Genomic DNA, 19,235 nt, shown 5'->3' on the forward strand with positions numbered 1-19,235 from the left:
ACACGCTCGTAAAAGCCGCCTAAAAAAAGTTCTTAAGCAGCATAAGATTGCAATCATCTTTTGAAGCCTGTTATAATCAGACAATACAAACAAAAGGACGCACCCCGTGTATGACGTCATCAAAACCATCGCCAGATCCGCAGCTCCTCTTTTCCTGGAGGGGTACAACCACGCCAAGACCATCACCTACAAAAGCGCCGTCGACCTCGTCACCGAGTACGACGTCAAGGTCGAACTGCTGCTCAAAGAGAAGCTCTCCGCCGCCTTCCCGGAACACACCCTCGTGGGGGAGGAGACAAACGAGGGGATCACGCACCCCGACAAGGCGATCTACATCGACCCCATCGACGGCACGACCAATTTTGTCCACGGCATCCCCTTCTGCGCCGTCTCCATCGGCATCTGGGAAGGGGGCGAAGCGGTCGCGGGGGTGGTTTACAACCCGGTACTGGACGAACTCTTCTACGCGGAGAAGGGCAGAGGGGCGACCTGCAACGGCAAAGTATTGCGCGTGAGCGAGGCGCAGACGCTCGAGAAGTCGCTTGTCGCGACGGGCTTTCCCTATACCAAGATAGAGCAGGGGGAGGACTTTCGCTGGGTGATGAAGAGCATGGAAACGCTGCTTCCCTACACCCGCGACATTCGCCGTCTGGGCTCGGCGGCTATGGACCTCTGTTATGTGGCGCGCGGGACCTTCGAGGGGTTCTATGAGGTGAACCTCAAGCCGTGGGACGTCGCGGCGGGTATTCTGCTGGTGACGGAGGCCGGGGGAGAGGTCAGCCGCCGGGACGGCGGGGCCTACACTTTTGACGAGCGCGTTGTGGTGGCGTCCAACGGCCGCATCCACGGCAGCCTTGTCGAGAAATTATCCGACCTGCTTTAAGGGGAGATGGCAAAACCGGACTGCCTCCGTTTTCTTATCTGTCTGTCATCGTCGCTGTGCGACAATACGGCAAATCAAACGAGGTGGTGCATCGTGTCAGGTCGGCGTCTATGAATTTTCTCGCGCATGTCATGCTCTCGAGCCACGACAATGAAGAGATGGTCGGCAACCTGCTGGGTGATTTTGTGCGCAAAGGCGGGGAAGGGGCGTTCAGCGAGCGGATGCAGCGGGGCATCGAACTGCACCGCAGGATCGACGGTTTTACGGACCGTCATAGCGTCTTCAGGCGTAGCCGGAGACGTATACGTCCGGAACTTCGGCGCTTCGGGGGGATCGCGGTCGATCTCTTCTACGACCACTTCCTGGCACGCGAGTTCTCAAGCTACCACGACATCCCGCTGGAGCAGTTCGCCGAGCGCCTCTACCGCCTGCTTGAACAGTACGAGCCGCAGCTGCCTGCACGACTGCAGCAGATTATGCCGTCGATGATAGCGCGCAACTGGCTCGTCTCCTACCGCGAGGTTGATGCCATCGAGCGGGCGCTTTCGCGCATCTCTCTGCGTCTCAGCCGCCCCAACGCGCTGGGCGAGACGGCAGAAGATCTCCGTCTCTGCTACGACGACTTCGCTTCGGACTTCGAGGAATTCTTCCCGGAACTGCTGGCATTCACCAGGGAACAGCAGATCCTGCTGTTGCGGTGAAAACGGACGATGCCATAAGATTTTTTTTCTGAATATTGATTAGTATGTGAAAGTAGCGTCAAAAAGAGATGTCAGAGGGGGCCGGAGAGAAAAACTGCCTATAACGAAAAAGCAGTTTTTTCTTCTTTAGTATTGTAAAAAATTATTTTGTGAAGTTTGAATCGAAGAGTTGATTCTAAAGTGTCGTGACGGCCCGAAGGCCGGGTGTTTGTGCCGGATCAATCCCGAAGATTTAGCCATGATGCCGGATTGTCAAAATCGAGTCCGCTAAGTTGCCACTCGTTTCTCTCGCCTCGACGAGAATGCAGTTTGCCATCGATCAACATATATTGCAGCTCGGTAACACTGCTGGTCAGTTTTTTACCTTCTTGTAACGCATTTAAAACAGCTTCTCGGGTTTCCATTGTGTTTCCTTTAAATCGCTCAGGAAAAGACCTTATAGTCTCTTCATAGAACCCTTTAAATCAAACCAGGGGCAGAAACAGTTCTGCCGCTATGGAATTAAAGCGCGGTAACGTTTTCGGCTTGTGGGCCTTTTTCGCCTTCACCAACTTCGAAAGTCACTTTTTGACCCTCTTGGAGAGAGACACGGTCGTAACCATTGCTGTTGATCTGACGGAAGTGAACGAATACGTCTTTGCCGCCGTTGTCTTGTTGGATAAATCCATAACCTTTTTCATCGTTGAACCATTTAACGGTTCCATTAACTTGATTTGCCATTGCAATTCCTTTGGAAATAAATACACCCCATCGCTGAAGTGGTCGAAAATATAAAGTGGAGTATTCTTCAGGGTGAATAGTATTGCAAACGGAAGGTCATTAATATCAAGCAAGCCAAAGATGAAACTCTAAATCATCTTTCAATACCTGAATTATAGCTGAAAAAATCAAAAATAGCAAGCACCTGATGCCTATAATGATCATTTTGCAGGTTTTACCGGGTTTCACCACTCTTTATCTGCACCCTTTTTTCTGTTTTAAGTTTCATCCGTCTGAGTCTGAGGGCGTTGGTGATGACCGAGACCGAGCTGAAGCTCATCGCTGCGGCAGCGATCATCGGCGAGAGAAGCAGGCCGAAGAAGGGGTAGAGGACACCGGCGGCGATCGGTATGCCCGCGGAGTTGTAGACAAAGGCGAAGAAGAGGTTCTCTCTAATGTTGCGCATGGTGGCTTTGCTGAGCTGCCTGGATCTGACGATGCCGTTAAGATCGCCTTTGACCAGGGTGATGTCGGCGCTTTCCATGGCGACATCCGTGCCTGTACCCATCGCGATGCCGACATCTGCCTGTGCCAGCGCCGGGGCATCGTTGATGCCGTCACCTGCCATCGCGACGATGTGCCCTTGGGCCTGAAGCTCTTTGATGATCTTGGCTTTCTGTTCAGGCATGATCTCTGCATGTACCCGGTCGATTCCCAGCCTCTTTGCAACGGCTTCTGCGGTTGCCCGGTTGTCCCCCGTGAGCATGACGATATGAATGCCTTCGGCATGCAGAGTACGAATGGCGTCGGGCGTTGACTTTTTGACGGGGTCGGCGACAGCGATCAGCCCCGCCGCTTCGCAACCGATAGCGACCAGCATGACCGTTTTGCCCTCGGCACGCTCACTGCGGGCGTGCTGAAGTAGAGTTTCCGCATCGATCCCCAGCCTTTCCAGCAGTTTTGCATTGCCCACCGCCACTGTACGGCCGTCCACTTTGCCTATGATGCCTTTGCCGGTAATAGACTTGAATCTGTCGATCTCGGCGAGGGCGATCCCTCTCTCTATGCTGGCATTGACCACGGCTTCTGCCAGAGGATGCTCGCTGGCTCGCTCCAGACTAGCGGCAGTGCGCAATACCTCCTCTTCGCTGAACCCGGCCGCGGCCTGCACGGCGGCGAGTTTCGGTCTGCCCTCGGTCAGTGTCCCGGTTTTGTCAACGACCAGGGTATCGACCTTCTCCATGGTCTCCAGTGCTTCGGCGCTCTTGATCAGGACCCCTGCTGTCGCGCCGCGTCCTGTTGCGACCATGATGGAGATAGGGGTGGCGAGTCCCAGCGCACACGGGCAGGCTATGATGAGTACCGCAACCGCATTGACAACGGCATGCGCCAGGCGGGGCTCCGGTCCTATGAACCACCAGAAGAGAAAGGTGATGACGGCAATGCCTATGACGGCAGGGACAAAATAAGCGGCTACGGTGTCGGCAAGGCTTTGAATAGGGGCACGCGAGCGTTGTGCTTCGGCTACCATATTGACGATCTGGGAGAGCAAAGTGTCGGAACCGACCTTTTCTGCCTCCATGAGCAGCGAGCCGGTGGTGTTGACCGTTGCCCCTATGAGGTTGTCACGGGACGATTTTGCCACGGCGACAGGTTCACCGGTGATCATAGACTCATCCACGTTGCTTTTGCCGGAGACGACTTTGCCGTCCACCGGTATCTTCTCGCCGGGTCGGACACGCAGAATATCGCCGGGTCGGACCTCTTCCAAAGGGATGTCACGTTCGCTGCCGCCATCTTCCACGATGTGCGCTATATTCGGCGCAAGTCTGAGCAGCATCGTGATGGCGGTATTGGTCTGCGAACGGGCACGCAGTTCAAGCACCTGTCCCAAAAGCACAAGCACCGTGATGGTGGCCGCGGCTTCAAAATAGACCGCCACCAGACCGCTCTCCATCTGCATGATGGAGGGGAAAAGGGCCGGAAACAGCAGGGCCACAACACTATACCCCCATGCTACCGAAACGCCAAGGGCGATCAAGGTGAACATGTTGAGGCTTCTGCTGAGCAGAGAGTGCCAGCCGCGTACAAAAAAAGGCCAGCCGCCCCACAGCACGACGGGCGTGGCCAGGACGAACTCGATCCACTGGACGGTACGCATCGAAAGGCGCTGCGGCAGCCAGTCAGGGACCATATCGGCGATCATGGCAAGAAAAAAGACCGGCAGTGCCAGTACCATACCGATCCAAAAGCGGCGGCGCATATCGGTGAGCTCACTGTGCTCTTCGTTAACGCCGGCTGTCACCGGTTCGAGCGCCATGCCGCATTTCGGGCAACTGCCGGGATGGTCCTGGCGCACTTCAGGGTGCATGGGGCAGGTGTAGATCGTTGCGTTGCCGTTTTTTTCTTCCGCAGGTGAGGGCGTCTGTCCAAGGAACTGTTTCGGGTGGGCTTTGAACTTATGCAGGCAATGCTCGCTGCAGAAATAGTAGGGTTTTCCCGCATATTGGTAATGATAGGGGGAGTCGCTTGAGACCGCCATATGGCAGACCGGATCTTTCAGTTGAGGTGTATTCTGTTCTGTACGCATATCTCCGCCCCCTTTTTGCAAGTCGGCCGACAGGACATACAAACGTATAAGATGAATATCTCTCTTTGTATACACAGTCCCAACGGCAGGAGTCTTTTTTCATTATAGGGAAGCCGATATAAAGCCGATATGAATTTTTTATATTAATGTTTTGGTCGGCGGTTTCGTTGTCTATATTTTAGGCAGACACTTTTGTCGTTTGAACAAGTTTAATATATAATATTGTTATATTTCACTGTTCAAGGAACTCCCCTATGATAACTCTCAGAAGATCTTTCTCCGCCATGATATTTTTTTCACTCGTTAGCGCAGCCTCCTATGCCAATGAAGGGCTGATCGAAGCCGCTAAAAAAGGCGATGTCGCAGCCGTAAACAAAGTTCTTGAGATGAAGACAGATATCGATGCCAGGCATAATAACGCCACTGCTCTGATGTGGGCGGCCAAAAACGGCCATGATGATGTCGTCAAGGTACTGATAGCCAAAGGGGCCGATGTCAAAGCCGAAGACACAGCCGGGTACAGTCCTGTTATCTACGCCGCGATACAGGGGCACACCGATATTCTTTCGCTTATGATTGACCATGGTGCCAACGTCAATGCGAAGACCAACAACGGCAAGTATGCCCTCACATGGGCAGTCGAAAAAGGGCACACCGAAACGGCCAAAGAGCTGATTAAAAAGGGTGCCGATGTCAATATCAAGTCCCCATGCGGCGCGTCATTGGTACTGACAGCGGTCATCAGCGGCCATACCGACACGGCAATTATGCTGGTCGAGAACAATATCGACATCAATATTGCAGACGAAGACGGTGCCACGGCATTGATGATGGCGGCAGAAGCCGGTAATGCCGAGATGGTCAGAGTGCTGCTCGAGAAAGGGGCTGACCGTTCTCTAAAAGACAGCGAAGGGCAGCGCGCCATAGACTATGCCCGACTGAGCGAGAACGAAGAGGTCATTACGCTATTACAGTAGGCGCTTAGAATCTTCAAACACCCGTACCAGGGGTGTAAAGATCTGCCGCATCGTCAGCGGAAAGATCGAGAGGTTGCAGAGCAATCACGAAATAGAGAAGGAGCAGATGCCTTCATGCTGAGAGCTCAGCTCTCTTTTGAACTCTTCGAAACGGGTATTCTGATGGTGCGGCCGGTACGTTTGGGTGCCGGTTTTACACTTTCTCTGCCCCGCTCATCACTGCGTTTGTCGCCTGTCGAAGAGGCATTACCCTCCCACGGTTTTTTGGCATAAGGCTTTCTGCCGTTGGAACTTTTCTCTTTGTCCCACGGTTTTTTAGCATCGCTATTCTTGTCCCAGGGTTTCTTCTCACCTTTGGTTTTATCCCACGGTTTTCTTTCGCCTCGGTTTTCGTTTCTGCTGTTCTCTTTATCCCAAGGTCTTTTGTCACCACTTTTGTGCGGTTTGGCTCTGCCGCTTGCACGTTTCTCCTCTTCGCTTCTCGGAGTACCGTCATAACGGTGGTTCCGTTCCCTGGTCTTGCCGGAGAAGATCGGTTTGCCGTTTTCGTCCTTGCCGAGGTATTTGGACTCTTTTCTCTCTTTTGCCTGGGCTTTAGCGCGTTTTTCGTCCCGCTCTTCCTGGTTTTTGATGTTTTCGGCCTGGCGTGCTTTAAGGTCTTTGGCTGCCTTACGGTCTTTGAGGTAGGAGGCCGGTTCAAAATCGGTAATGACCTCTTTTGCAAGGGTGCGTTTCAACAGGGTCTCTATCTTGTAGAGCTCCTGCTGCTCTTTGTCGTCAGCCAGAAGCAGGGCATAGCTCTTTGCCTGGCCGAGACGTTTGACGTAATTTTCAGGGGAGTCGGAAAGGTCGAGACTGATGATCATGTCGCACTTGAACTTGGTGTTCTCGATGAGCTCTTTGTCACTTTTGAACGAAACGTTGTCCGCGTCGATCTTCTGCTCAAGCGCAGCGATGTCCGGGGATGCGATAACAACGATCTCTTTGTCACTGTGCAAAGCAATAAGATGTTTTAAAAGGGCGAGTTTCTGGCTGCGGTCACACGGGTGAACACGGTGGTTGTGGCGTTTGATGGTAATAGATGACATAAAAGTCCTTGAATAAATAGGCCTCTGATAGGAGGGAGATAAGCGGTCAAAAAAGAAGGCTTAAGCGCAGACCGAGTGCGCAAATGTTGGCGGTATTATAGCGTAAAGTAAGCGTATTGTCGTCTCTGTTTTTTTGTTTTGTAGAAATGCATCTTAATAAGGTGCCGGCAGATATCGATATTAGCAGCAGAGTTGCTCTATAATTAAACAGTAGCTCTTTTTGGAGGTAAAGCTGTGTCTACCGTCATCATGATGTTCATACTTCCGCTCGGGATCCTGCTTTTTTTCTGGGACAAAAAAAACTATACACAGAGTCTTGCGGTCTTCAGAGAGTACATCGTCAAAATGCAGCATGCCGACCTCGACGATGCGGCGAAGATGCAGCGCATCGATGCGATGTTCTATGAGAACGGCTACAAGATCGTCCGCAGAGAGGCAGGCTCCCTTATCGCCGAAAAAAAACATTTCAACATCGGTGTTCTTTTCATCATGTTCGGTCTGCTGAACTACTTCGGCATCTTCGGTTACGTCATCTTCTACCGCTTTTTCCTGAAACCCCGCCGCCTGAGCGTGGACCTGCTGTCGGACGACCCGCTTGCAGAGAGTTAGGGCTCTCTGCCGCTGTTTTCAACGTCATGCGACAAAGTAGAGTCCTGTGCAAATAAAAGAGTTCCGAAGTGTAAAGTTGAGGAGAATGGTGTGTTTTGACTTTTTGACGTACACTCCTCTGTGTTGTGGTAGAATAGTTTGATATGGTGTTTTTACGACTAATATGAGACCTGTTTTGAAAGTGATCTGTCCGTTTGGTCTTTAAGAAAAGAAAGATAAAAAGGGAAAAGTATGCGATTTGAAACACTATTATTGTTGACATTGGCAACAACGTCTTTTCTCTCTGCTGAGGCCAAGGTCGATGCCGCTTCTGTAGCTCAGGCCAACAATCCGCTGGCAAATATGAAAGCGCTGAACTTTCATAACTACTACATGGGGGAGTTGACGGAAAGTGACGAGAGTGCCGACCAGTTGTGGGTACGCTATGTCCAGCCCTTTTCATTGGGAGAGACCAATTGGCTTTTGCGTGCGTCTTTGCCTGTCAACTCTTTCCCTGTCGGCCCAAAGGGTGCGACAAAGAGAGGTCTTGGTGATTTTAACATCCTGGCAGTCAATCTGATAGATGTGGGTGTTCCTGCTGTCAGTTTTGGTGTGGGGCCGCTGTTAACACTGCCGACGGCGACTGAAGAGCGGCTGGGAAGTGAAAAATATTCGGCGGGAATAGCCAATGTCCTGTTTGATGCACGGTCACGTCTGTTCCAGTATGGATATCTGCTTACCTGGCAGCACAGCTTTGCCGGTGATGCAGACAGAGAGACGGTTAATATAGCAGCACTTCAGCCTTTCGCCATGTTGCAGTTAGGCGGCGGCACTTACTTAAGGTCGGTAGGTATCTGGTATTACGATATTGAACGGGAGAAATACTCTATACCTATCGGTCTGGGTGTGGGGCAGGTTATCAAAATGGAGAAGACGGTGTTTAACGTCTTTATCGAACCGCAATACAGTGTTGCACACAAGGGTGCCGGTATAACGCAGTGGCAGGTGTTTACAGGTCTGAACATACAGTTTTTTGGGCAATGAATTTCATTTTCTTTCCCCCTCTGCGATTTTGTAGTTTGATATTAACCTGTTTGCAAACACTACCGACATCTGTTGGAAAGTGTAAACGTCCCGGGCTTGTCAATGCGGAGATAAACGTATGAAAAGTCATTTGAACGGCTATACCTTCTTATCTCGCTTTCTGTGCAGTAAAGTACAACACACCGCCGTTTGTGTTACAACGGTTGTAGCGCAGTCCGTTACAAGAACAGAGTCTTTGAATATCGGCTTCGGTAAAAGCGTGAAGGCCCCGTCTGCTGAACTACTTCGGCATCTTCGGCTACGTTATCTTCTACCGCTTCTTTTGAAACCCCGCCGCCTTTATGTGGATCTGCTGTCGGACGATCCGCTTGCAGAGAGCTGAAGCTCTCTGTCACAATCTGTAACGCCATGTAGCTTATGAATATGCCGCTTTGTATTCTATGTTTTGCGGATCATTTATCCGGCGGCAGGCGATGATTGTTCCGAATCTTAATAAAATTCGGAAACAACAAGAAAGCAGGTCGATTATGGGGCCAGTAAAGTATGCGTAAATACACCTGTACCGTCATTTAAATAGCCAAATCCGCGGCCTGCATCGTCTGGAGCAAAATCAATATCGCCATCGTTATCGACATCTTGTGCTCTTACCCAGGGAAACCATTGATCAGTATCGCCCCCTGGATAATCGATATTTGTTGCGGTGGCATCAGTAAAGCTTCTGCCGCCATTGTTGACCAAAAGTTGTATTGTTCTACCCTGATAAAACCCTTTTCCTGCTCCGTCATCGCCATCTCTTGTTCGGTTGATGATCAGATCACGATCCCCATCTGAATCGATATCTTCTGCATCAAAATCCAGAATTGCTCCGAAATAGGTTACCATCGGAATCAGGGTCCTCAAATTCTGGGTGTAGGATCCTGTTGTACTCCCCCAGTATATTGCTGTTTTATCGCCATCTCGTTCGTGAGCACCGATTAAAAGATCGACGAAGCCGTCTTGGTCAACATCAATCAATTCTGCCGAAAATATCTTATCCATGCTGTTGTCAAAACGATTGTCAACTTTACTGAAGTTCCCATCACCATCATTGACAAAGAAGAAGGGGGCAAAGCCTCCAACAAAAATATCAATATCACCATCATTGTCGATATCTGCTGCTGCTCCACCGTGATGGAAACCTGTTTGCGCTGTTAACTTTTCCCATGAGAAAGAACCGATAGTATTTTGCATAATCAATTTTGGCTGGCTTCCAGGAAAGGGGTTGGCATCATAGCCATGATCAAACACAAATATATCTTGTAGACCATCATTGTTAAAATCACTTACAATGGATTTTCTGGCATGCGTCGCGGGAGGCATATTGCCGCTAAACTCTGCTGTTGATGACGTGAAGGTCTGTGCACCGTCATTTAGTGCGAGAATACTGTTCACTTCTCCCTCAAGTAAATAGTCACCTGTCGCAAGAAATACATCGGTATCGCCGTCGCCATCGGCATCCAAATAGGCAATTGCATCTCGAAGCGTGCCCGTTCCATCAGGCCTGGGTAAAGAAGAATATGCAATATAAATATCTGTCTTTGAATTTGTATATGAACTTTGTGCATCCGCATCTGGTGAAGAAGATATACCTAGATTTACCACTGACGTTGCGTCACTACCGCTATCACTCGTACCACATCCAACAATAATAGTTGACAATACTATTGCACCGAAACATTGCTTAATCATTTTACACCTCTTTATACATTGTCGAACTATTCGTTGAACGAATAGTTCATCTAGAAATCATTATAGCACTGATCGGTAGGTATTGCAGCTACATCGGAAATATTAGTATTAATTTAATCTTGTTCATGAGCTGATGTGGATTTTGCTTGGTCCAACCTTGTGCCTTTCATTATTTTATTTCCGTTTTTTTGAAACGCATAAGCGACTGTCTCAATCCGGCACAGATACCCATTTTGCTTCAGCTTATTCACAAGTGGTTTCAAATAGCCCGGCCTGTCTCCTTTAAGATCAACCAGGGGGAAAACTCTGGTCTCTTTTCCGATAAGGCACATTTCCAGAACCGAATCGATGTGAAAATCCAGATCAAAATGGTCGCTGTAAAAAATAGGAAGTGCGAACAAAGGAGCAAGTCAAAACTGTTGTTTTCAGATGGTAGATCGTGTCATTTTTCAACCTTAGTGCGTGCAAAATTTAAAATAGCCAATCAAAAATCCTCAAGCGGCTTTTTGATTGGCCCGCGATGAGTTGTGATGCGTTCCATAAAGTCGGCAGCCTCATGGTTGCCGATACCTCTTAATCCTTCGATGACGCTTTCTATATCTTCATCCGGTTTGTTCTGATTGAATTTGAATTTGGCTTCGATACGTTTTATTTCAAACGCAAAGAAGCGAATGAACCCGGTTAGATCTTTGAACTTCTCTTCGTTTGGGAGTTGCCATCCCGCTTCGCCTTCGTAGCGATAGACAAGCTCATGAAACAGATTCCATATTTTGGTTTCGTTGTCGATAAAACGAATGTTTCCGTAGCAGTGGACCGCACTGTAGTTCCATGTCGGTACGTTGAAGTCCGAAGCGTACATCGACGGTGAGATATAGGCGTGCGGACCGGTAAAGATGACAAGCGTCTCTTCGTTTTCCTGGATCCTTGATTGCGGGTTGTTCAGGGCAAAGTGCCCGTAATAGTGTCCATCCTGAAAGCGGTCAATCGGCATGTGTGTCGCCACGATCTTCCCATCGATATTCGAAACGACGGTGGCAAATGGATTTGAGCGTATGAATTGATGAATGGACTGCGCATTGTTTATATTGAATTGTTCGGGTATATACATGCTTCCTCTTTGACGTATAACAGCAAACCAAAGGGTAGCAGAATTGAGGTTAAGCGGCAAACTTTGTCACAACGTTTTTTTAAATACCCGAAGACGTAGCTGTTTCTCGAATTGGATGATGACAAACATCGTGACGCCGATACCGAGCATCAACATGCTGTCAAACAGACCCACATCTTCGGTCGCGAAAACACTTTGGAGCCATGGTACATAGGTAATGGCAATCTGACCGAGTACAACGACGATGATGGATAGCCAAACAGCAGGGGTGGCACGTATTACGCTCCATGTCCATGCACTTCCATGCATATTACGGATGAAGAGAAGGTGAAATATCTCCAGCACTACCAGCGTATTCAATGCGATCGTCTGTGCAAGGCGTTCGGAATAGCCGCTTGCAATAGCGTATTCATAGATGCCGAATATGCCGGCCAGAAACAGGCCGGCGACCAGTACAATATGCCACACGACACCACCATTAAGCAGCGACTCGTTGCGGGGTCTGGGCGGGCGTTGCATGGTGTTCTCTTCCGTAGGTTCAAAGGCCAGTGCTATGCCCAGTGTCACCGCAGTGATCATGTTCACCCAGAGGATCTGGATCGGTGAGATGGGCAGGCTCAATCCGAGTATCAGTGCGAGGACAACGGTCATGGCCTCACCGGCATTGGTCGGCAGGGTCCAGCTGATGACTTTTTTAATATTATCGTAGACCGTCCGCCCCTCGCGCACGGCAGCGACGATCGATGAAAAGTTGTCGTCAGCCAATACGACTTCCGAAGCCTCTTTTGCCGCTTCGCTGCCGGTTCTCCCCATAGCAATGCCGACACCTGCGCGCTTAAGTGCGGGTGCATCATTGACCCCGTCACCCGTCATGGCCACCGTCATTCCATTGGCCTGCAGTGCCATCACCAGGCGTAGTTTATGTTCCGGGCTTGTGCGTGCAAAGATGCCCGTCTGTCGAACGGCAGATGCAAGTGCGTCGTCGTTAAGCGCGTCCAGTTCGCCGCCGGTCAAAATAGCATCGCCGTTTCGAAGCCCCAGTTGTTTACCGATCGCAGCTGCCGTGACGGCATGATCACCGGTGATCATTTTGACGTCTATACCCGCTCGATGGCACTCGGCGATCGCTTTAATGGCTTCAGGCCGCGGTGGATCGATCAGACCGGTCAGCCCGAGAAATATCAGTGACTTGTCAATATCGGTGTGCTCGAGTATTGTCTGTTCGGGCCGGACCGGCTTGGTTGCGAAGGCCAGGAGGCGTTGCCCCTGTGCGGCTATTGCATTTGCCTGCTCCTGCCAATATGTAACATCCAGCGGTTTGGTTTCATTGTTGCCGGTGCGCTGTTCAGCACACATGGAGAGTATGGTCTCAGGTGCCCCCTTGACGAAGATGAAGGCATTGTTATCATGGTCATGGTTAAGCGTCGCCATATACTTGTGCTTCGTATCAAAAGGGATCACATCGGTGCGCGTCCACTGATGTTTTGTGTCGGGACAGTCAATACCGGACTTTCCTGCAAACGCCAGCAGGGCAACCTCCATAGGGTCGCCCTGACCGGACCATGCATTTTCCTTTCGAACAAGTTCCGAATCATTGCAGAGTGCAGCCGTTCGTCCCAGTTCCTGTAAGAGCGTATGGTCAAACACGGCGACAGCCTGTCCATTAACGTTCACATCGCCAGAAGGCTCATACCCGTTCCCTCCGATCTCAAAGCGTTCCGAGTCTGTGACGACCGAGGCCACTTTCATTTCGTTGCGGGTCAGGGTGCCGGTCTTGTCCGAACAGATTACGGAGACCGATCCGAGTGTCTCGATCGCCGGTAAACGGCGGACAATCGCGTTTCGGCGTGCCATGGCCTGGACACCGATAGCCATCGTGATGGTCAACACGGCAGGCAACCCTTCCGGTATGGCTGCAACCGAAAGCCCCACAACGGCCATAAATATCGTGCTGAAATCGTAATGCAGGAGGAAATAACCGAACATCAAAATAAGGGATGCGATGACAAGAATAAAGAGGGTAAGCAACTTGCCCAGGCGTGTCATCTGAACAACCAATGGTGTGTTCAGTGTCTGTACTTCCGAGAGCATACCGCTGATCCGACCGATCTCTGTGTCAGACCCTATGGCAACCACCACGCCCATACCCTGTCCATTGGTGACTGTAGTCCCGCTGAACCCTATGCAGAAACGGTCACCGAGCGGCGCTTCCGCAGCGACCTCTTCGGAACGCTTTTCGACAGCCACGGACTCGCCGGTAAGAATCGCTTCCTGGATCTGCAGACCGTGGGTTTCCAGTAAGCGCAGGTCGGCGGGCACTTTGTCGCCGGCTTCGAGCAGGACGATATCGCCGGGAACCAGCAGTTCGCCCGCTACGGTTTGACGCTTTCCGTCGCGAATGACAGAGGCGCGCAGTGCCAGCATCTGTCGTATGGCATCCATCGCTTTTTCGGCTTTTCCCTCCTGTATGAAACCGATGACGGCATTGATGATGACCACGGCAACGATGACAGCTGTATCAACAACATGCCCCAGCAGCAGCGTAATGGCGGCGGCTCCCAGCAGGACATAGATAAGGATGTTGTGAAAGTGGGAAAAAAAACGCAGGATTACATTTCTGCGCGGCGGTTCCGGAAGCCTGTTCGGTCCGACATCGGACAGCCTTTGCTCCGCATCGGCTGCACTCAGTCCTGCCGTCGTTGACTTCAGCGCGGATAATGTCTGTTCCGATGTTTGGTTGTGCCAGTCTTGAATCGTTGTCATTGCTTTCCTTATTCGACATAATAGGGAATGGGTTTAGACTCTGTTGTGACGCCATCCCTGTTTGTATACCGGGCTTCCATCATCCGTCATAAGATCAGGGATATATTGCCTTGTATGGTCCTTCCTGTAGCTCAAAAAACGCTTTAATTACCTGTACTAGGCGAGATCAAAGCGGTCCAGATTCATCACCTTGGTCCACGCCGCCACGAAGTCATGGACAAACTGCTCCTGCGCGTCGCTGCTGCCGTAGAGTTCGGCCAGGGCCCGGAGCTGGGCGTTTGAGCCGAAGACCAGATCGACGCGGGTGGCGCTCCACTTCGGTTCGCCTGTTGTGCGGTCGATTCCCTCAAAGAGCTCCTCGGTCTCCGAGACCGCTTTCCAGGCCGTCCCCATATCGAGCAGGTTCACGAAGAAGTCGTTGGTGAGCGACTCCGTGCGCTCGGTGAAGACGCCGTGCCGGGAGTCTCCGACGTTGGTATCCAGGACGCGCATGCCGCCGACAAGTACCGTCATCTCGGGTGCGGTCAGTGTCAGCAGCTGTGCCTTGTCGATCAGCAGCTCCTCGGCGGATATAGCGTATTCGGTTTTCTGGTAGTTGCGGAAGCCGTCCGTGACTGGTTCGAGCATGGCGAAGGAGAGCACATCGGTTTGCTCCTGAGAAGCGTCCATGCGGCCGGGCGTGAAGGGGACCGTCACGGTGTGACCGGCATGCTTCGCGGCCTGCTCGATACCCGCGCAACCGCCCAGGACGATCAGGTCGGCAAGCGAGACCCTCTTGTGTACGGAGTGCGTGTTGTTGAAACCATTTTGGATAGCCTCAAACGTTTTGAGGACTTTTGCCAGCTGCTGTGGCCGGTTCACCTCCCAGTCCTTCTGCGGCGCAAGACGGATACGGGCACCGTTCGCTCCGCCGCGCTTGTCGGAACCGCGGAAGGTGGACGCCGAGGCCCAGGCGGTCGAGACCAGTTGGGAAACAGAGAGTCCGGACGCCAGGATCTTCTCCTTGAGGGCGGCGACGTCCTTTTCATCGATGAGCTCATGGTTGAGTGCAGGGACGGGGTCCTGCCAGATAAGCTCTTCTTTGGGAACTTCCGGACCGAGATAGCGGGTGCGGGGTCCCATGTCACGGTGGGTCAGCTTGAACCATGCCCGGGCGAACGTGTCTGCAAATTCATCCGGATTTTCATAGAAACGCCGTGAAATTTTTTCGTACTCAGGGTCGAACCGCAGGGAGAGGTCCGTGGTCAGCATGGAGGGCGCATGATGCTTTGAGGGGTCATGGGCATCGGGCACCGAACCGGACCCCGCGTCACCCTTCGGTTTCCACTGATGCGCACCGGCCGGGCTCTTGGTCAGTTCCCATTCGAAGCCGAAAAGGTTTTCGAAGAATCTGTTACTCCATTTCGTCGGCGTCTGGGTCCAGGTGACTTCCAGACCGCTGCTGATCGTGTCACCGCCTTTGCCGCTGCCGAAGCTGCTTTTCCAGCCAAACCCCTGCTCCTCGATGCCGGCTGCTTCCGGCTCAGGCCCCACATGGGCCGCATCGCCGGCGCCGTGGGTTTTGCCGAAACTGTGGCCGCCGGCGATCAGCGCGACCGTCTCTTCGTCATTCATCGCCATGCGCGCGAAGGTCTCGCGGATGTCCTTGGCGGCGGCAACCGGGTCCGGGTTGCCCTCCGGGCCTTCCGGGTTGACGTAGATCAGACCCATCTGGACGGCAGCGAGCGGATTTTCGAGATCCCGCTCGCCGGAGTAGCGTTTATCACCCTCCAGCCAGGTGCTCTCGGAACCCCAATAGACATTTTCTTCCGGCTCCCAGGCATCCTCGCGCCCGCCGGCGAAACCGAAGGTCTTGAACCCCATCGATTCCAGCGCGACGTTCCCGGTGAGGATCATCAGGTCGGCCCAGGAGATGTTGCGGCCGTACTTCTGCTTGATCGGCCAGAGCAGCCTGCGCGCCTTGTCAAGGTTGACGTTGTCGGGCCAGCTGTTGAGCGGCGGAAAGCGCTGCTGGCCGGACCCGGCGCCGCCACGGCCGTCACCGGTGCGGTAGGTGCCGGCACTGTGCCATGCCATACGGATGAACAGCGGTCCGTAGTGACCGAAGTCCGCCGGCCACCACTCCTGCGAGTCGCTCATCAGCGCCTGGAGATCCTTCTTTACGGCTTCAAGATCAAGACTATTGAACGCTTCTGCGTAGTTGAACTCCTCGCCCATCGGATTGGAGAGGGGGGAGTGCTGGTGCAAAATTTCGAGCCGCAACCGGTTCGGCCACCAGTCCCGGTTCGACGTGCCGCCGCCGGAAGTATGATGCATCGGGTGTTTCTTATCGGACATAACAATCTCCTTTTTTTGTGTAAAGATATGTTTCTGCATAAACGTATAATACTTTCGATACGCATTTAATAGTCAGTTTAGCTCATTAATCATTTGACTAAATAAATAAAATTTATTTATGAAATATTTAAAGGATTTTGTGCAGACTGTCGGTTATTTTCTTGCAGAAAACCAAGCCTATGGTACACAGAAGCCGTAGAAGAGGGCTACTCACTGTTTGTATGGAAAGGATGATGTAATTTAAGGTTTAAAAATCTGACCAGTTAGGCATCACGTTTACTGCGTATCTTGGTTTTTGAATCAAATCACGCAGCATTTTAACGCTTTCGCCGATTTCAGAGATTTTAAGGCTTATCTGTCGTTTGAAATCAGTAGTCGCCTGTTCTGGGTATATAAGACACAATTTTCTCTTTTGGCATCACGATCAGTCCAAGCAGGCAGCAAAGAGTAGGGATGCAGTTATATTGTTCTTCAAATGGATAGTTTTCCAATATATCAGCATATTTGAAATCAGCTTCATTGTGCTATCAATAAATTCATATTCAGTGGTACGATGGTATCGCATTGTCGCCTTTTAGATTATTTATTTTCAACATGTCAGTTTTTTTGGTTTACAAAAATATATAAATAGTAAAGTGTCAGCCATAAAAACATTTTTGTGACTTTTATAATATTGTTAAATAAAATATCGATTGTTCTGTAAATTATTCCCTGTGTAGATGTCACGGGAAGTTGGACATGTAAGCTTGTGTTTTTCTTAGCTGCGGACCATTGCGTAGGATATAGCGGTTAATTCTGCTATAATATCGAAAATCAAGCGCACTCGGTCTGCGATTTAGGTTCCTACGGAAACGTTTTCCTACCCTTCATTTTTCAAATCAAACAACTATCAGTCTTGACCGAACCAAGCTATAAACAACTTGGTAGGCTCTTCAACTCGAATAAAAGCTAGAAGCAGTATGAACAGCATATGTGCTTTGTCTTAGAACGTGTAAAAAAAGGTGAGCTTAACCTCAATGTTAGGTGATGCTTTTCTACATGTTATGGGCAAATGATGAATACTGTGCAGATAGTCTCTATCGTTTCGTTCGGGTTTACATAAGGTACATATTAATGTCATTTACTACATTGGGGCTTTCGAAGCCGATTTTACGCGCTATTGCAGAAGAGGGCTATACAACGCCGACACCGATCCAGGCCAAAGCGATTCCTGTCGTCCTGGCAAAAAAAGATATCCTCGCAGGTGCGCAGACGGGAACGGGCAAGACGGCCGGTTTCACCCTTCCGCTGCTGCAGCTGCTCAGTGATGCGCCGCAGACCAAGGGCAAGCCTAGAGTCCGTGCACTCATCCTGACACCGACACGCGAGCTGGCCGCACAGGTCGGCGACAGTGTCAAGACCTACGGTAAATACCTGCCGTTCAAGTCGACCGTCATCTTCGGCGGCGTCGGCATCAACCCGCAGATTGAGCGGCTCAAAAGAGGGGTGGACGTTGTTATCGCAACACCGGGGCGCCTTCTGGACCTTGCCAATCAAAGATGCATCGATCTCTCAGCCGTCGATTTTCTGGTGCTCGACGAAGCGGACCGCATGCTCGATATGGGGTTCATCCACGACATCAAAAAAGTGCTGGCACTGCTGCCTAAAAAACGTCAAAACCTTCTCTTCTCTGCGACATTCTCGAACGAGATCAAGGCGCTTGCCGACGGTCTGCTCGATTCGCCGACCCTTATCGAGGTGGCCCGCCGCAACACCGCTTCGGAGAGCGTTGAACAGCGCATCTACCCGGTAGACAGAGAACGCAAACGCGAACTGCTTTCGCATCTGATCAAAGACCATGACTGGAGACAGGTCCTTGTCTTCACCCGTACCAAGCACGGGGCAAACCGTTTGACGGAACAACTGGGTAAAGACGGCATCACGGCTTCTGCGATCCACGGCAACAAAAGCCAGACGGCGCGCACGAAAGCCCTTGCGGACTTTAAACGGGGCGATGTGCGTGTTCTGGTTGCGACCGACATCGCCGCACGCGGCATCGACATCGACCAGCTGCCGCATGTGGTGAACTTCGAACTGCCGAACGTCTCGGAAGACTATGTTCACCGCATCGGGCGGACGGGACGTGCAGGCAACGAAGGCGAAGCGATATCCCTGGTCTGTGTCGACGAGCTGAAACTGCTCAGAGACATTGAAAAGCTTATCAAACGTGATATCCCCCAAGTCAAGCTCAAAGGGTTTGAGGTTGATCCGTCGATCGCCCCGGAACCGATCCAGCAGCGCAGTGCGGGCCGCGGCGGAAACAGAGGCCGCGGCGGTAGCGGCGGCGGGGGCTCCCGTCCGAAGTCGACGACAAGTGCGACACGCCAGGATTCTGGACGCAGCCGGAATTCGGCAAGACCCGGCACAAAACAGCGCAGCAGAGACTCACACAGAGGTAACCGATAATGGCCAGAACAAACTACTCCTACGAAAAACGCGGCAGAGAGCTGGAAAAACAGAAGAAAAAAGAGGAAAAGCGCCTCAAAAAGCTGGCTGCTAAGAACCCGGTAAGTGAAGAGGCCGAGGCGACCCCTCCGCCAAACGAAGAAAACCCTTCCGAAGCATAGTCCCCCAGGCCGTTTACCCGGCTGCACCTCAAAAAACATTCTTTCTATAAACCATCGTTGCTGTAAAATATCATCATAAAACCGATCTAAAGATCGACTTTTCAAGGATATGATGTGCCGAGT

Annotated in this window: 15 protein-coding genes; 7 read left to right on the forward strand and 8 right to left on the reverse strand. The window is 51.4% G+C overall.

What is annotated here, in order from left to right; genetic code table 11:
* Positions 1–106 precede the first annotated feature (106 nt).
* On the forward strand, positions 107–883 hold the full coding sequence (locus WCY20_RS05640) for an inositol monophosphatase family protein (protein WP_345977688.1): 777 nt from the start codon (positions 107–109) through the stop codon (positions 881–883).
* Between the two features lie 110 nt (positions 884–993).
* Positions 994–1,584 (forward strand): ACP phosphodiesterase, encoded by a 591-nt coding sequence (locus WCY20_RS05645; RefSeq protein WP_345977689.1) that lies wholly within the window; start codon positions 994–996, stop codon positions 1,582–1,584.
* A gap of 218 nt (positions 1,585–1,802) precedes the next feature.
* Here WCY20_RS05645 and WCY20_RS05650 read toward each other — a convergent pair whose 3' ends face one another.
* From WCY20_RS05650 to WCY20_RS05660, 3 genes are all read right to left on the reverse strand, one after another.
* The gene (locus WCY20_RS05650) at positions 1,803–1,988 is read right to left on the reverse strand and encodes a hypothetical protein (RefSeq protein ID WP_345977690.1); all 186 of its coding nucleotides are present in this window, start codon (positions 1,986–1,988) and stop codon (positions 1,803–1,805) included.
* Between the two features lie 97 nt (positions 1,989–2,085).
* Positions 2,086–2,304: a cold-shock protein gene (locus WCY20_RS05655; protein WP_345977691.1), complete on the reverse strand. Its 219-nt coding sequence runs from the start codon at positions 2,302–2,304 to the stop codon at positions 2,086–2,088.
* A gap of 214 nt (positions 2,305–2,518) precedes the next feature.
* On the reverse strand, positions 2,519–4,873 hold the full coding sequence (locus WCY20_RS05660; RefSeq protein ID WP_345977693.1) for a heavy metal translocating P-type ATPase: 2,355 nt from the start codon (positions 4,871–4,873) through the stop codon (positions 2,519–2,521).
* A gap of 284 nt (positions 4,874–5,157) precedes the next feature.
* Here WCY20_RS05660 and WCY20_RS05665 point away from each other — a divergent pair, with 284 nt between their 5' ends.
* The gene (locus WCY20_RS05665) at positions 5,158–5,850 is read left to right on the forward strand and encodes an ankyrin repeat domain-containing protein (protein WP_345977694.1); all 693 of its coding nucleotides are present in this window, start codon (positions 5,158–5,160) and stop codon (positions 5,848–5,850) included.
* Between the two features lie 125 nt (positions 5,851–5,975).
* Here WCY20_RS05665 and WCY20_RS05670 read toward each other — a convergent pair whose 3' ends face one another.
* Entirely contained in the window at positions 5,976–6,938 is a 963-nt protein-coding gene (locus tag WCY20_RS05670; protein ID WP_345977695.1) for a hypothetical protein, read from the reverse strand.
* A 234-nt stretch (positions 6,939–7,172) separates the two neighbouring features.
* On the opposite strand from WCY20_RS05670, the gene WCY20_RS05675 reads away from it, so the two are divergent.
* Both WCY20_RS05675 and WCY20_RS05680 read left to right on the forward strand, forming a co-directional pair.
* Positions 7,173–7,547 carry a hypothetical protein gene (locus tag WCY20_RS05675; protein ID WP_345977697.1) on the forward strand — a complete coding sequence of 125 codons (375 nt, stop codon included), beginning with the start codon at positions 7,173–7,175 and terminating at the stop codon, positions 7,545–7,547.
* 231 nt (positions 7,548–7,778) lie between these two features.
* Positions 7,779–8,570, forward strand: a complete 792-nt coding sequence (locus WCY20_RS05680) for a hypothetical protein (protein ID WP_345977699.1) — start codon at positions 7,779–7,781, stop codon at positions 8,568–8,570.
* Positions 8,571–9,095: 525 nt separating this feature from the next.
* On the opposite strand, the gene WCY20_RS05685 is transcribed toward WCY20_RS05680, so the two are convergent.
* The 4 genes from WCY20_RS05685 to katG all read right to left on the reverse strand — a co-directional run bounded on the left by WCY20_RS05685 (position 9,096) and on the right by katG (position 16,506).
* Entirely contained in the window at positions 9,096–10,298 is a 1,203-nt protein-coding gene (locus tag WCY20_RS05685; protein ID WP_345977700.1) for a VCBS repeat-containing protein, read from the reverse strand.
* 484 nt (positions 10,299–10,782) lie between these two features.
* A complete protein-coding gene (locus WCY20_RS05690) occupies positions 10,783–11,406 on the reverse strand; it encodes an FMN-binding negative transcriptional regulator (protein WP_345977702.1) in 624 nt (207 codons plus the stop codon).
* Positions 11,407–11,472: 66 nt separating this feature from the next.
* Positions 11,473–14,169 (reverse strand): cation-transporting P-type ATPase, encoded by a 2,697-nt coding sequence (locus tag WCY20_RS05695; protein WP_345977703.1) that lies wholly within the window; start codon positions 14,167–14,169, stop codon positions 11,473–11,475.
* 156 nt (positions 14,170–14,325) lie between these two features.
* Positions 14,326–16,506 carry a catalase/peroxidase HPI gene (gene katG, locus WCY20_RS05700; protein ID WP_345978220.1) on the reverse strand — a complete coding sequence of 727 codons (2,181 nt, stop codon included), beginning with the start codon at positions 16,504–16,506 and terminating at the stop codon, positions 14,326–14,328.
* Positions 16,507–17,619: 1,113 nt separating this feature from the next.
* On the opposite strand from katG, the gene WCY20_RS05705 reads away from it, so the two are divergent.
* Positions 17,620–18,951: a DEAD/DEAH box helicase gene (locus tag WCY20_RS05705; protein ID WP_345977705.1), complete on the forward strand. Its 1,332-nt coding sequence runs from the start codon at positions 17,620–17,622 to the stop codon at positions 18,949–18,951.
* The gene (locus WCY20_RS05710) at positions 18,951–19,112 is read left to right on the forward strand and encodes a hypothetical protein (RefSeq protein ID WP_345977707.1); all 162 of its coding nucleotides are present in this window, start codon (positions 18,951–18,953) and stop codon (positions 19,110–19,112) included. The genes WCY20_RS05705 and WCY20_RS05710 overlap by 1 nt, the downstream gene beginning before the upstream one ends.
* Positions 19,113–19,235 lie beyond the last annotated feature (123 nt).

Origin of the sequence: Sulfurimonas sp. HSL3-7, assembly GCF_039645985.1 — a bacterium.
Taxonomy (GTDB): Bacteria; Campylobacterota; Campylobacteria; order Campylobacterales; family Sulfurimonadaceae; genus Sulfonitrofixus; species Sulfonitrofixus jiaomeiensis.

Excerpts from the sequence above, each read along its gene's own strand:
- WCY20_RS05690 (WP_345977702.1), bottom strand. The coding sequence starts at position 11,406 with ATGTATATACCCGAACAATTCAATATAAACAATGCGCAGTCCATTCAT.
- WCY20_RS05650 (WP_345977690.1), bottom strand. The coding sequence starts at position 1,988 with ATGGAAACCCGAGAAGCTGTTTTAAATGCGTTACAAGAAGGTAAAAAA.
- WCY20_RS05655 (WP_345977691.1), bottom strand. The coding sequence starts at position 2,304 with ATGGCAAATCAAGTTAATGGAACCGTTAAATGGTTCAACGATGAAAAA.
- WCY20_RS05710 (WP_345977707.1), top strand. The coding sequence starts at position 18,951 with ATGGCCAGAACAAACTACTCCTACGAAAAACGCGGCAGAGAGCTGGAA.
- WCY20_RS05685 (WP_345977700.1), bottom strand. The coding sequence starts at position 10,298 with ATGATTAAGCAATGTTTCGGTGCAATAGTATTGTCAACTATTATTGTT.
- WCY20_RS05680 (WP_345977699.1), top strand. The coding sequence starts at position 7,779 with ATGCGATTTGAAACACTATTATTGTTGACATTGGCAACAACGTCTTTT.
- WCY20_RS05645 (WP_345977689.1), top strand. The coding sequence starts at position 994 with ATGAATTTTCTCGCGCATGTCATGCTCTCGAGCCACGACAATGAAGAG.
- WCY20_RS05660 (WP_345977693.1), bottom strand. The coding sequence starts at position 4,873 with ATGCGTACAGAACAGAATACACCTCAACTGAAAGATCCGGTCTGCCAT.
- katG (WP_345978220.1), bottom strand. The coding sequence starts at position 16,506 with ATGTCCGATAAGAAACACCCGATGCATCATACTTCCGGCGGCGGCACG.
- WCY20_RS05695 (WP_345977703.1), bottom strand. The coding sequence starts at position 14,169 with ATGACAACGATTCAAGACTGGCACAACCAAACATCGGAACAGACATTA.
- WCY20_RS05665 (WP_345977694.1), top strand. The coding sequence starts at position 5,158 with ATGATATTTTTTTCACTCGTTAGCGCAGCCTCCTATGCCAATGAAGGG.
- WCY20_RS05705 (WP_345977705.1), top strand. The coding sequence starts at position 17,620 with ATGTCATTTACTACATTGGGGCTTTCGAAGCCGATTTTACGCGCTATT.
- WCY20_RS05670 (WP_345977695.1), bottom strand. The coding sequence starts at position 6,938 with ATGTCATCTATTACCATCAAACGCCACAACCACCGTGTTCACCCGTGT.